We start from the raw sequence: 13,183 nt of genomic DNA on the forward strand, positions 1-13,183 counted from the left end.
TGTCCAGATACAACAAAGCCGCCCGAAGGCGGCTTTGTCGATGGGGTCGAAGCTTAGTGCTTCTCGCCAGCCAGCTTGTGCTCGAGGTAGTGAATGTTCACGCCCCCTTTGCAGAAGCCTTCATCGCGGGTCAGGTCGCGGTGCAGCGGGATGTTGGTCTTGATCCCGTCGACCACGATCTCGTCCAGCGCATTGCGCATGCGCGCCATGGCTTCGTCGCGGGTCGCGCCGTAGGTGATCAGCTTGCCGATCAACGAATCGTAGTTCGGCGGAACCGCATAACCACTGTACAGGTGCGAGTCGACGCGAACGCCGTTGCCGCCTGGAGCATGGAAATGCTTGACCGTGCCCGGGCTCGGCATGAAGGTTTTCGGGTCTTCGGCGTTGATCCGGCACTCCAGCGCGTGACCGCGGATGACCACGTCATCCTGGGTGAACGACAGCTTGTTGCCGGCGGCGATGCTGAGCATCTCCTTGACGATGTCGATACCGGTGACCATTTCCGAAACCGGGTGCTCTACCTGGACACGAGTGTTCATCTCGATGAAGTAGAAACGACCGTTTTCGTACAGGAACTCGAAAGTGCCCGCGCCACGGTAGCCGATGTCGATGCAGGCCTTGACGCAGCGTGCGAGTACTTCCTCACGTGCGTTCTCGTCGATGCCCGGTGCCGGTGCTTCTTCAAGCACCTTCTGGTGACGACGTTGCAGCGAGCAGTCGCGGTCGCCCAGATGGATAGCCTGGCCCTGGCCATCGGAAAGTACCTGGACTTCCACGTGACGTGGGTTGGTCAGGAATTTTTCCAGATAGACCATCGGGTTGCCGAAGGCCGCGCCCGCTTCGGTACGGGTCAGTTTCGCGAAGGAGATCAGGTCTTCTTCTTTATGCACGACGCGCATACCGCGACCACCGCCGCCGCCAGCGGCCTTGATGATCACCGGGTAACCGACTTCGCGACCAATGCGCAGAGCGGTTTCTTCGTCTTCCGGCAGCGGGCCGTCAGAGCCCGGTACAGTCGGTACGCCGGCCGCGATCATGGCGTGCTTGGCCGATACCTTGTCGCCCATCAGGCGAATGGTTTCAGCTTTCGGGCCAATGAACGCGAAGCCGGAGTTCTCGACCTGTTCGGCGAAGTCGGCGTTTTCCGCAAGGAAGCCGTAACCTGGGTGAATGGCGGTGGCGCCAGTCACTTCGGCTGCGGCAATGATTGCCGGAATGTGCAGGTAGGAGTGGGCGGCCGATGCCGGACCGATGCAGACGGATTCGTCTGCCAGCCCCAGGTGCATCAGTTCCTTGTCAGCCTTGGAGTAAACGGCGACGGTCTTGATGCCCATTTCTTTGCAGGCGCGCAGGATCCGCAGGGCGATCTCACCGCGGTTGGCGATCAGAACTTTTTCCAACTTCGCAGTCATCAAAGGCTCTCCGCGGTTCAAACGATGGTGAACAGCGGTTGGTCGTACTCAACCGGCTGGCCGTCTTCGACGAGGATGGATTCGATCACACCGCTGGTTTCAGCTTCGATGTGGTTCATCATCTTCATGGCTTCAACGATGCACAGGGTGTCGCCTTTCTTCACGGTCTGGCCGACTTCCACGAAGGACGGCGAGGCTGGCGAAGATTTGCGATAGAAAGTACCGACCATCGGCGAACGGGCAACGGTGCCGTTCAGTGCCGGAGCGGCGGCGGCAGCAGGTGCGGCAGCGGCAGCCGGAGCGGCGGCAGCGACAGGTGCGGGGGCCGGAGCATGCATTGGAGCCGGCGCGTAGTACTGCTGAGCCGGGGTCTTGCTATGGCGGCTGATGCGTACGGACTCTTCGCCTTCCTTGATCTCGAGCTCGTCGATGCCGGACTCTTCCAGCAATTCGATCAGTTTCTTAACTTTACGGATATCCATGAATCATCAACTCCCAAGGGTCGGTCAGGGGCGGTTAACTTGTTGTTCAAGCTGTTCCAGGGCGGCCTCCAGGGCCAGTCGATAACCGCTGGCGCCAAGGCCGCAGATCACTCCCACCGCTACGTCGGAGAAGTAAGAGTGATGGCGGAAAGGTTCGCGTTTGTGCACGTTAGACAAATGCACTTCGATGAATGGGATGCTCACCGCCAGCAGCGCGTCACGTAATGCGACACTTGTATGTGTAAAAGCTGCTGGGTTGATCAAAATGAAGTCCACTCCTTCGCTGCGGGCAGCGTGGATGCGGTCGATCAATTCGTACTCGGCGTTGCTTTGCAGGTGCAGCAAATGGTGACCGGCTTCGCGGGCACGGCGTTCCAGGTCCTGGTTGATCTGCGCCAGCGTCGTGGCGCCGTAGGTGCCCGGTTCACGGGTGCCGAGCAGGTTCAGGTTGGGTCCGTGCAGAACGAGTAACGTCGCCATCGGCGGTTCCTATGTTATCTGTGAGCAGTTGTCAGAACCCGGCGACTATGCCGCAAAGCCTTTGTGACTGTCCAGTTCTCTGCAATAGCCAGCACGATGACCGATGTTTGCGCGAAATATATGACTGCTTGATTAAATTTGGTCATTAGCCCTGGCAACACGTTCGGCGAAGTCCCTGGCATTGATCTCGCCAATCACCCGCACATCGGCGCGTTCGACACCGTCCTTGCCGAAAAACATCAAGGCCGGGGGGCCGAACAATTGGTAACGGTCGAGCAGGGCGCGCTGCTCGGCATTGCTGGCGGTGATATCGAAGCGGATCAACCGGTAACCCTTGAGGCGTTCGATAACGACAGGGTCGTCCAGTACCTCATGTTCGATGACTTTGCAGCTGATGCACCAGTCGGCGTACCAGTCGAGCAGCAGCGGTGTGCCGGATGAGCGTGCGTCGGCGAGCGCGCGGTCCAGATCGGCCGGCGTGCTGACGGTTTGCCAGGCGCTGGTGTTTTGCGCGGGGCCGCTGTTGGCAACGATACGGGGCTGGCCGATCGGGTTGAGCGGGTCGGTCTGGCCGCTGAAGGCGCCGTACCAGCAGGCCAGTGCATAAAACAGCAGAAACATGCCGAGCAGTTGGCCCAGGCGTTGGCGCGGTGGTTTATAGACGAACTCCAGTGCCCCCATGAACAAGCCGACACCGCCGGCCAGTAAACCGATGAGCAGCAAGGTGACCTGACCCGGCAAGACACGGCTGAGCAAGCCGACGGCCAGCCCGAGCAACAGTACGCCAATCGCGTTTTTCACATAGACCAGCCACGGACCGCTTTTCGGCAACCAGGCTGCGCCACCGGTGGCCACCAGCAACAGCGGCGCGCCCATGCCGAGGCCGAGCATGAACAGTTTCAAGCCGCCGCCCAGCGCATCGCCACTGGCACTGATGTACAGCAGCGCCCCGGCCAATGGCGCCGAAACACAGGGTGAAACCAGCAGGCTGGAAACCACGCCCAACACCGCGGCGCCCCACAGTGACCCGCCTTTGGTGCGGCCGGCGATGCGGTCCAGGCGACTGCTGATGGCATGGGGCAACTTGAGTTCGAAGACGCCGAACATCGCCAGGGCAAACACGGCGAAAAACATTGCGAACGGCACCAGCACCCAGGCCGATTGCAATCGCGCCTGCAGGTTGAGCTGGGCACCGAACAGGCCCATCAGGGCTCCGAGCAGGGCAAAGCAGGCGGCCATCGGCAGCACATAGGCCAGTGACAGATTGAAGCCGCGCCAGCCACCGACCTGACCGCGCAGCACCACGCCGGACAGGATCGGCAGCATGGGCAGCACGCATGGCGTAAACGTCAGGCCCAGGCCGGCCAGGAAAAACAACGCCAGTTCGCGCCAGCTCCATGGATAAACCGTCGTCGGAGTACCACTGCCGTCGATGCCGCCGATGCTCAGGCGCTCGGTTTCAGGCGGATAGCACAGCCCTTTGTCGGCGCATCCCTGATAAGTCACGATCAGGGTGAAGGCGCGCTGGTCGGTGCGCGGCAACTCGACGTCGAGAATGCCGCGGTAGACCTCGACATCGCCAAAGTATTCATCGTGTTTTTTCTGGCCGTCGGGCAGTTTCGCCGCGCCGAGGACGACATCGGCCGGATCGGCGCGAAATTGAAAGCGGTGGCGGTAGAGGTAGTAACCTTCAGTGGCGACGAACTGCAGCTTGATCGATTGCGGCGTGCTTTCTACCAGACTCAGCTGGAACGCTTCGCGCACCGGCAGGAAGTCGGCGCTGTTGTTGATCGAGCCCAGGCTTGAGCTGGGGCGGTTCTCCAGCAAGCCAGTGGCGCTGGCCGGCAGGGCGAACACTAAAAACAGCAGGCAAAGCAAACGGCGCATGACAATCTCGCGTATCGGAATTGGGGGGATGATAGCGGACGGCGGCGGGGCGTGCAGAGCGACAGTTTTGTGGTGGATTGCCTGACGCTATCGCGAGCAGGCTCGCTCCTACAGGGGGAATGCATTTCAAGTGTAGGAGCGAGCCTGCTCGCGATGGCTATCTGTCAGACGCGGAAGGCCTGAACGGCGGTATGCAGTCGACCTCCCAGCACCAGAAGATTCTCTCCCTGCTCACGCCCTTCGCCGATACGCAGCAAGTTATCCCCACCCAACTGGTGAATCCGCTCACTGTGATCACGGATCTCACTGACAGCGCCGCTTTGTTGGGCAGTGACATCGGCGATGCGTACCGCTGTGTCGGAAATGGTCTGGATCGCCCCGACGATTTTATCCAGTGCGCCATCAGCGGCCTGGGCCTGGCTGGCCGTGGCTTCGGCATGTTCGACCTGGGCGCGCATGCCTTCCACCGACTGTCGCGCGGCGGTTTGCAGCCCTGCGATCAGCGTCTGGATTTCTGCGGTGGCCCCGGCGGTACGTTGCGCCAGTGAGCGCACCTCTTCGGCCACCACCGCGAAGCCTCGGCCCATTTCCCCGGCCCGGGCCGCCTCGATGGCGGCGTTCAACGCCAGCAGGTTGGTCTGGTCGGCAATCGAGCGGATCACCGTCAACACGCCGCCGATGGTGGCCGACTCTTCGGCCAGGTGTTCGATCATTTGTGCATTGCCTTGCACTTCATCCACCAGCGCATGCAGGCCGGTGAGGCTCAGACCGATGACTTTCTGTCCGTGCTCCACGGCCAGGCCGGCGTGGCGGCTGGCATCGGCGGCCTGGCTGGCATCGCCGGCGACTTGTTGAATGGTCGCTTCCAGTTCGCTGAGGGAGTCGCGGATCAGTGCCGTGTCGCCGGCCTGATGCTCGGCGCCGCTGTGCAAGTCGTTGCTCAGGTCCGCCAGGGTGCGGCTGCTGCCGGCCACCTGCTCGGCGTTGTGGCGAATGGTCCCCACCAGGTCCACCAGATAGGCGCGCAAGCGGTTGAGCGAGGCTTCAATGTCATGCAATTCGCGGTTGGTGTTGCCCAGTTGAATGTCGCGGCTGAAGTCGCCTTCGGCCCAGGTCGAGAGGGCCGGGGCGAGGTTGGTCAGGGTCCGGGCGAGTTTGCGCTGCAGGGTGTCGATCAACAGGGCGATCAACAGAATCAAGCCGATCATCACGCCTTGCATCAGCCGCACTTCACCCTGGATCTGCCCGTGCTGGGCGCGCACCACCGGTTCGAGACCGGCAATGGCCTGTTGCACGTCGGCGATTTTCAGGTGGGTCGCCGCGCTGAGGTCGGCGCGCTTGCGGATTTGATCGCGGGTGCGCGAGAGCTCGGCCGGGTAGCGGGTGAGCAGGCTGTTGAGCTCGCGCTTGAGGCCGACGCCGGCATCTTCGGCGACGGTTTTTTCCGTGTTCTCAAGGCCCATCATCGAGGCGAAATCGTCGGTGTTCGACTCGCTGCTGGTGGTCACCCCGAGTAATGGCAGGGCGTCGAGTTTCTCTGCCTGGGCACGGATGTTGGCCACTTCGCGTTCGACATCGGCGGCCAGTTCACTGCGGCCGCTGCTGACCAGTTTGTCCCGGGCCAGGGACAATTTGCCCAGGTGTTGCGAGGCGGTGAGCAGCGGCGTCAGGTAGGCCGCATTGCCATTGGCGTACTGGCTGAGTTGATCGAGACTTGCGCCCAGTTCGCGCTCGGCCTGCAGCAGCAAGGCCTGTGGGTCGCCGGCCAGTTTGCCGGCGGCCAGCAGGTCGGTTTTGCTGAATTCTTCGAGGGTCGACAGGCTGGGACGCAAGGTCTCGGCCAGGGGCGGTGGCAGTTCGCCGAGTTCTTTTTGCAGGCTGTCGATGCCTTGGGCGGCACTGCTCAGGCGTAGCGCATCGCCGCTGCCGAGGTAATCCTCAATGCTGCGGGCGACTTCATTCTGAAATTGCTGCGACAGCCCCAGATAGCGCTCCATTAATAGATACGGACGCTCAAGGGCTTTCTGCGACCACCACAGCGTAGCGCCGAGGGCCACGCACACGGCCACCAGAAGGAGGGTATTGAGATTGGTCAGCAGCTTCAGGCGCATCACGGACTACCAACGGCAGAAATGGTAAGCGCCTGAAGTTATTGCGTTTCTGTTACAGGGTTATGACCGTATCGGTCGATTCCGATAAAAAAGTGGCACTTTGCTTTGATGTGCGCGCCGCCTGGACGCGATTGCGTCCGCCGTGTTTGGCGCGATACAGCGCTTCGTCTGCTTGGCTGGCCATCATCAGGCTGTCGGAGCTTTCGCAAAGCTCAACCACTCCGGCGCTGAAGGTGCACCACAGATCCTCGGGTTGCGCGGGGTAGTGAATCTCGGCAAAACGCTGGCGGATTTCATCGAGCACCTTGTAGGCCGCATCAATATCGGTGTCCGGCATGACGATGGCGAATTCTTCGCCACCGTAGCGGCCGATGAAGTCGGTTTTGCGCAGGCGTTGCTTGAGAAACAGCGCCAGGCTCTTGATCACCCGGTCGCCCATGGGGTGACCGTGGCTGTCGTTGACCCGTTTGAAGTGGTCGATGTCGAGCATGGCAAAGCTCAGCGGCTTGCTTTCGCGGCGGGCGCGGAACGAGCAGTCTTCGAGCAATTGCAGGATATGCGTGTGGTTGTACAACCCGGTGAGGCTGTCGCGGACCATTCGTGCCTTGAGGTTGCGCGCCCGGGCCGCGCGGTTGCGCACGGTGGTGATCAGGTGCCGGGGCTTGATCGGTTTGGTCAGGAAGTCATCGCCGCCTTCGCTCATGGCGTCGAGCTGTTTGTCCAGGTCGTCTTCGGCCGACAGGTAAATGATGGGCACGCTGACGTAACGGTCGTTATGGCGAATGACCTTGGCCAGTTCCGTACCGGTGCAGGTCGGCATGTACATGTCGAGGATGATCAGGTCCGGCTGGAAATCCGCCAGTTCGGCCATGGCCTGGATCGGCTCGATCAGCGTGCGGGTGACAATCCCTGCGCTGTTGAGCAGGCGCTCGGTGTGCAAGGCCTGGGCGCGGGAGTCGTCGATGATCAGCACTTTATAAGGCTCGTACTGGGCCACGCAGGTCAGGACTTCGATCTTCTCCAGCAGGCTCGACGCTTCGAGGGTACCGGTGAGGAACTCCTGGCCTCCGGCACGCACGGCGGCGAGGCGGGTCGGGGTATCGGTTTCGTGCAGGCTGAAGAACAGCAGTGGCAGCTGATGATCAAGGCCTTCCTGGGCTTCGGCGGCCAGTTTCAGGCCGACGCCGGCGCCACTGAAGTCCACGTCCATGACAATCGCCGCCGGCAAGCGCTCGACCATCGATGAGCGAAACGCGTCCACACTGTCCAGGGACTGGGCACTGAGGCCGAAGAATTCCAGTTGCTTGGCCAGGCGCTCGGCACGGTCGTGATCCTGCAACATCACGTAGATGGGCTTGCGCAGCGGTGGCAGGAAGGTTTGATCGAGTTGGTCGCCATGGCGCAGGCCGGTGCGTGAAAGGCGCTGCATCAAGCGATTGAGGTCAGTGATCAGGCCGCTGCTCAGGCGTCCGCGATTGGCGTCGACCGCGTCCAGGGACTGACCGATGCGGCGTGCCAGTTGTGTGTGTTCCGGTTGTTCGAAACGCTCGGCGAAACGCAGCAGGCGCAGATTGGCCTCGCTTAGCTCCGAAAGGTCGGCGGTGGACCACTCACTGCGTTGCAGGCGCTGCCATATTTCAAGAATCTGACGAGCCTGATGAATTACCCGCTGGGCAAAGTGGTGCTTGAGGCGCTCGCGGCTGGGGTCTTCTGGCTCGGTCATATCCTGACTACTAGTTAGGGTGCACACTGAGGTCGAGTGGTGGCTCTATGCTAGCACCACTTTTCCATTACATGAGTGCTGTACGTCAATAATCTGCAATGTGACTTCATTCAGTTTGTGACTGATCGGTCTTGTTCGAGCCTTTCAAGTCGCGACTTGCAGGGGGCGAAGCGCTTGAATCAGGGCGCCTGGCGGGCGTGGGGCGGGAATGGACGAATGGCTGACAGCCGGCCATTCATGATTTTTTGCCAGTGTTGATCGGTTCGGTTTTTGGGGTTTCCGAGGGTCGGGGATTCCCTTAGCGTGGCAATCCAAACCATTAGGGGAGGATTTCGATGGTCACGGCGTCGTCGGGTGCACAGGCACTCTTTTCGTCCGCAAGCCCGGTAATTTTCCGCATCGGTGCGATGGCGGGTGCCGGGCCAAGGCACGTTGTTGTATGGTTGCGGTCGAACCGTTGAACTCAAGAGCTTGAAAGGATATCGCCATGCTGGACTGGAAGAACCGCACAGACAGTGCGCCTGAACGTGCCGCTGAACCGAAGTCGGAGACCCGCAGTTACCTGGGTGGTCTGTTGTTCAGCCGGGCGCTGGCCACTCTGCTGGGCATCTACCTGTTGGTGGCGAGTGTCCTGGGCTGGTACTGGAGCCAGGAGCCGGCGCTGTTTCCGGTCCAGCAAACCGCGCAACTGGCGGCCGAGAAAGAAGGCAAGCAGATGGTCGTCGGCTACACCACGGTGGAAACCCTCAAGACCGTCGCCGGTACCTTGCTGACCAAGCCGGGCGGCTATATTTCCAACGACCGGTTCCCGCCAGGTCTGTGGATGGACAACATGCCGAGCTGGGAATATGGCGTGCTGGTGCAGGTCCGCGACCTGAGCCGGGCACTGCGCAAAGACTTCGCCCGTTCGCAGTCGCAGTCCGCCGAAGACGCCGACCTGGCCAAGGCCGAGCCGCGTTTCAACTTCGACAACAAGAGTTGGGTGCTGCCGTCCAGTGAGTCCGAGTACCAGGAAGGCATCAATTCCCTGAGCCGCTATCAGGCGCGCCTGTCCGATCCGAACCAGAAGAGCGCGTTGTTCTATGCCCGCGCCGACAACCTGAACAACTGGCTGGGTGACGTCGGCACCCGTCTGGGCTCGCTGTCGCAACGGCTGTCGGCCAGTGTGGGCCGGGTCAAGCTCAACACTGCGCTGAAGACCGAGGTGGTGACGCCGGGTGTGGCGCCGCAGGTTGATGAAGAAATCGTCGAAACGCCATGGCTGCAGATCGACAACGTGTTCTACGAAGCTCGCGGCCAGGCCTGGGCCTTGTCGCATTTGCTGCGCGCCATCGAAGTCGACTTCGCCGATGTGCTGGCCAAGAAGAACGCCACGGTCAGCGTGCGCCAGATCATTCGTGAACTGGAAGCGTCGCAGGAGCCGGTGTGGAGCCCGATGATCCTCAACGGCAGTGGCTTCGGCGTATTGGCCAACCACTCGCTGGTCATGGCCAACTACATTTCCCGGGCCAACGCAGCGGTGATCGATTTGCGTCAATTGCTCAATCAGGGCTGAGTCATGGTCGATAACACCAGGGAGGCCGCGCACCGTGCGGCCTCCGATGCCGAACAGATCGCCTGGGTCGACGAGCAGGACAACCTGCTCGGCGCCCTGGTCCGTTCCGATTTGCGCGAGCGCGGGCTGATCGGGCGCGGCACCTACATTATGTTGTTCAACTCCGCTGGCGAGCTGTGCGTGCACCGGCGCACCCTGAGCAAGGCAATCTATCCCGGTTACTGGGACGTGGCGGCGGGGGGCATGGTGCTCGCCAGTGAAACCTACGCCGAATCGGCGGCAAGGGAGCTGGAGGAAGAGCTGGGTGTGAGTGGTGTGGAGCTGACCGCCCACGACCATTTTTTCTTCGAGGACACCGGCAATCGCCTGTGGTGTTCGGCGTTCTCGGCGGTATGGGACGGTCCGTTGATCCTGCAACCGGAAGAGGTGCTCGAAGCGCGCTTTATTCCCATTGATCAGGTCATGCTGGAAATCGGGCAAAAGCCTTATTGCCCGGACTCACTGGCGGCGTTGAAGCGATATCTGAAGGCTCAACAAAGCAACGTCGCAAAACAGCTATAAATTGGCGCCGATTGGCTCTTAGCAATCCGCGTTTTTGCCGTTACACTGCGCGACCTTTTTAAACTGAACCGGTATTGCTGGTTGTTATTGTAGGAGCGAGCCTGCTCGCGAAAAACGAGAGAACGACACGTGTAGCCTGATGCCGCGCGTTATCGTTGACGTCCATCGCGAACAAGCTCGCTCCTACAGTGAAGTGAATGTCGTACCGTTTCAGTAGCGCTGCCCCTGCCTGAGTGGGGCTTCGCGGTCGATAGCCTTCCCGAGTGCTGCGACCAGTCTTTGTCCTCCGAAGAGGATTGCCGGTGGCCAAAAAAGCCGCATCCTTCGCCGCCTTGGGCGGCCTGGTATTTTCCACCGACGCAGGTCGTCATTGCCCGGAATGCAGTAAACCGGTGGACGCCTGTATCTGCAAACAGACCGTTATCCCGGCCGGCGACGGCATCGCGCGCGTGCGTCGCGAAAGCAAAGGCCGTGGCGGCAAGACGGTGACCACCATCACCGGCGTGCCGTTGGCTGAAGATGCGCTCAAGGACCTGGCCACGACGTTGAAGAAACGTTGCGGTACCGGTGGGGCGCTGAAAGACGGTGTCATCGAAATCCAGGGCGATCATGTCGAGCTACTCTTGGCAGAACTGATCAAACTCGGTTTCAAAGCGAAGAAGTCCGGCGGCTAGCAGCCTCTGTGAAAACCACCCTCGGCTTGATCCGGTCCTGATGACATTCAGGTCCGGCATCGTCTACATGGTTTTCACAGAGCCTGTTCATGACCGGTATCTAAACTCACTGCGGTCGGCGGGGTCTATTGCCTCGTTGACGAACCGTCATTTTCATTCTTTAGACTGCGCCGGCCTGAACCCAGGCGACGCACTATGACTTCTTTATAGGGGACTTCGATGTCCGTACGACGCACACGCAAAGACGATGGCAGCCAATGGACAGTTGCGGACAGCCGCAGTGTTTACGGGATTCGCCATTGGGGGGCCGGGTATTTCGCGATCAATGACGCCGGTCGCGTCGAAGTTCGTCCGAACGGTCCGAGCAGCTCGCCTATCGACCTGTACGAGCAAGTCGACCAGCTGCGCAAAAGCGGCCTGTCCTTGCCGTTGCTGGTCCGTTTCCCAGACATCCTGCAAGACCGCGTGCGTCAGCTGACCGGCGCATTCGACGCCAACATCGAGCGTCTGGAATACCAGAGCAAATACACCGCGCTGTACCCGATCAAGGTGAACCAGCAGGAAGCGGTGATCGAGAACATCATCGCCACCCAGAACGTTTCCATCGGCCTGGAAGCCGGGTCCAAGCCTGAACTGCTGGCAGTGCTGGCACTGGCGCCGAAGGGCGGCACCATCGTTTGCAACGGCTACAAGGACCGCGAGTTCATTCGCCTGGCGTTGATGGGCCAGAAGCTCGGCCACAACGTGTTCATCGTGATCGAGAAAGAATCCGAAGTCGGCCTGGTGATCGAAGAAGCCAACTCGCTCAAGGTCAAGCCTCAGGTCGGCCTGCGCGTACGCCTGTCGTCTCTGGCCTCGAGCAAGTGGGCGGACACCGGCGGCGAGAAATCCAAGTTCGGCCTGTCGGCGGCGCAACTGCTGTCGGTGGTCGAGCGTTTCCGCGCGGCCGGTCTGGACCAGGGCATTCGCCTGCTGCACTTCCACATGGGCTCGCAGATCGCCAACCTGGCGGACTACCAGCACGGCTTCAAGGAAGCGATCCGCTACTACGGCGAGTTGCGCAACCTCGGTCTGCCGGTGGACCACATCGACGTCGGTGGTGGCCTGGGCGTGGACTATGACGGTACGCACTCGCGTAACGCCAGCTCGATCAACTACGACATGGACGACTACGCCGGTGTCGTGGTCGGGATGCTCAAGGAATTCTGCGATGCGCAGAGCCTGCCGCACCCGAACATCTTCTCCGAAAGCGGCCGTTCCCTGACCGCGCACCATGCCATGCTGGTGATCCAGGTGACCGACGTCGAGAAACACAACGACGACGTGCCGCAGATCGAGAACAAGGAAGCGCTGCCGGAAACCGTGCAGTGGCTGGTGGACCTGCTGGGTCCGACCGACATCGAGATGGTCACCGAAACCTACTGGCGCGCCACGCACTACATGAGCGATATCGCCGCTCAGTACGCCGACGGCAAGCTGACCCTGGCCGAGAAAGCCCTGGCCGAACAGTGCTACTTCGCCGTGTGCCGTCGCCTGCACAACTCGCTGAAGGCGCGCCAGCGTTCCCACCGTCAGGTGCTGGACGAGCTCAACGACAAACTGGCGGACAAGTACATTTGCAACTTCTCGGTGTTCCAGAGCCTGCCGGACACCTGGGCCATCGACCAGGTCCTGCCGATCATCCCGCTGCACCGTCTCGACGAAGAGCCGCTGCGTCGCGCGGTACTGCAAGACCTGACCTGTGACTCCGATGGCAAGATCAACCAGTACGTCGACGAGCAGAGCATCGAGACCAGCTTGCCGGTGCACGCGTTGAAAGAAGGTGAGGACTACTTGCTGGGTGTGTTCCTGGTCGGTGCCTACCAGGAAATTCTTGGCGACATGCACAACCTGTTCGGTGACACCGACTCGGTGAACATCTACCAGAACGCCGACGGCAGCGTGTACCACGCCGGTATCGAAACCCACGACACCATCGAAGACATGCTGCGCTACGTGCACTTGTCGCCGGAAGAACTGATGACCCACTACCGTGACAAGTGCGCCAGTGCCCGCATCAGCGCCACCGAGCGCACGCAGTTCCTCGATGCCTTGCGTCTGGGGTTGACCCGTTCGTCGTACCTGTCTTCCTGAGGTAAGCGTCACGCTCATCAGGTTGTCTGAAAAATTACCGTTTGCCGCGGAAATTTCAGATGACCTGGTGGGGCAATTCTCCTGTCCCAGGCGAAATTTCCAGCATCTTCGACAACCCAGCGCATTTGGTCCTCTTTTCGCGTAGGTTATTTCCTAATTTGTATT

General features: G+C 60.8%; 10 protein-coding genes. 4 read left to right on the forward strand and 6 right to left on the reverse strand.

Annotated elements, in window-relative coordinates:
• Positions 1-53: 53 nt before the first annotated feature.
• The 6 genes from accC to gcbA form a co-directional block, all read right to left on the reverse strand.
• Entirely contained in the window at positions 54-1,412 is a 1,359-nt protein-coding gene (accC, locus tag ACM6J5_RS12190; protein WP_056725293.1) for an acetyl-CoA carboxylase biotin carboxylase subunit, read from the reverse strand.
• Between the two features lie 17 nt (positions 1,413-1,429).
• Positions 1,430-1,894 carry an acetyl-CoA carboxylase biotin carboxyl carrier protein gene (gene accB, locus ACM6J5_RS12195; RefSeq protein ID WP_095944203.1) on the reverse strand — a complete coding sequence of 155 codons (465 nt, stop codon included), beginning with the start codon at positions 1,892-1,894 and terminating at the stop codon, positions 1,430-1,432.
• A gap of 24 nt (positions 1,895-1,918) precedes the next feature.
• On the reverse strand, positions 1,919-2,374 hold the full coding sequence (aroQ, locus tag ACM6J5_RS12200) for a type II 3-dehydroquinate dehydratase (protein WP_007971361.1): 456 nt from the start codon (positions 2,372-2,374) through the stop codon (positions 1,919-1,921).
• 132 nt (positions 2,375-2,506) lie between these two features.
• Positions 2,507-4,261 (reverse strand): protein-disulfide reductase DsbD, encoded by a 1,755-nt coding sequence (locus ACM6J5_RS12205; protein WP_414928587.1) that lies wholly within the window; start codon positions 4,259-4,261, stop codon positions 2,507-2,509.
• A 164-nt stretch (positions 4,262-4,425) separates the two neighbouring features.
• Positions 4,426-6,372 carry a methyl-accepting chemotaxis protein gene (locus ACM6J5_RS12210; protein WP_414928588.1) on the reverse strand — a complete coding sequence of 649 codons (1,947 nt, stop codon included), beginning with the start codon at positions 6,370-6,372 and terminating at the stop codon, positions 4,426-4,428.
• 52 nt (positions 6,373-6,424) lie between these two features.
• On the reverse strand, positions 6,425-8,095 hold the full coding sequence (gene gcbA, locus ACM6J5_RS12215) for a diguanylate cyclase GcbA (protein ID WP_095944200.1): 1,671 nt from the start codon (positions 8,093-8,095) through the stop codon (positions 6,425-6,427).
• Positions 8,096-8,582: 487 nt separating this feature from the next.
• On the opposite strand from gcbA, the gene ACM6J5_RS12220 reads away from it, so the two are divergent.
• The 4 genes from ACM6J5_RS12220 (at position 8,583) to speA (ending at position 13,018) form a co-directional block, all read left to right on the forward strand.
• Complete coding sequence (locus tag ACM6J5_RS12220; RefSeq protein WP_046039967.1) at positions 8,583-9,650, forward strand: DUF2333 family protein; 1,068 nt, start codon at positions 8,583-8,585, stop codon at positions 9,648-9,650.
• A 3-nt stretch (positions 9,651-9,653) separates the two neighbouring features.
• Positions 9,654-10,211 carry an NUDIX hydrolase gene (locus ACM6J5_RS12225; protein WP_095944198.1) on the forward strand — a complete coding sequence of 186 codons (558 nt, stop codon included), beginning with the start codon at positions 9,654-9,656 and terminating at the stop codon, positions 10,209-10,211.
• Positions 10,212-10,513: 302 nt separating this feature from the next.
• Entirely contained in the window at positions 10,514-10,885 is a 372-nt protein-coding gene (locus ACM6J5_RS12230) for a translation initiation factor Sui1 (RefSeq protein ID WP_008053936.1), read from the forward strand.
• A gap of 219 nt (positions 10,886-11,104) precedes the next feature.
• On the forward strand, positions 11,105-13,018 hold the full coding sequence (gene speA / locus ACM6J5_RS12235; RefSeq protein ID WP_095944196.1) for an arginine decarboxylase: 1,914 nt from the start codon (positions 11,105-11,107) through the stop codon (positions 13,016-13,018).
• Positions 13,019-13,183: the final 165 nt, after the last annotated feature.

Origin of the sequence: Pseudomonas sp. IT-P74, assembly GCF_949768175.1 — a bacterium.
Lineage (GTDB): Bacteria > Pseudomonadota > Gammaproteobacteria > Pseudomonadales > Pseudomonadaceae > Aquipseudomonas.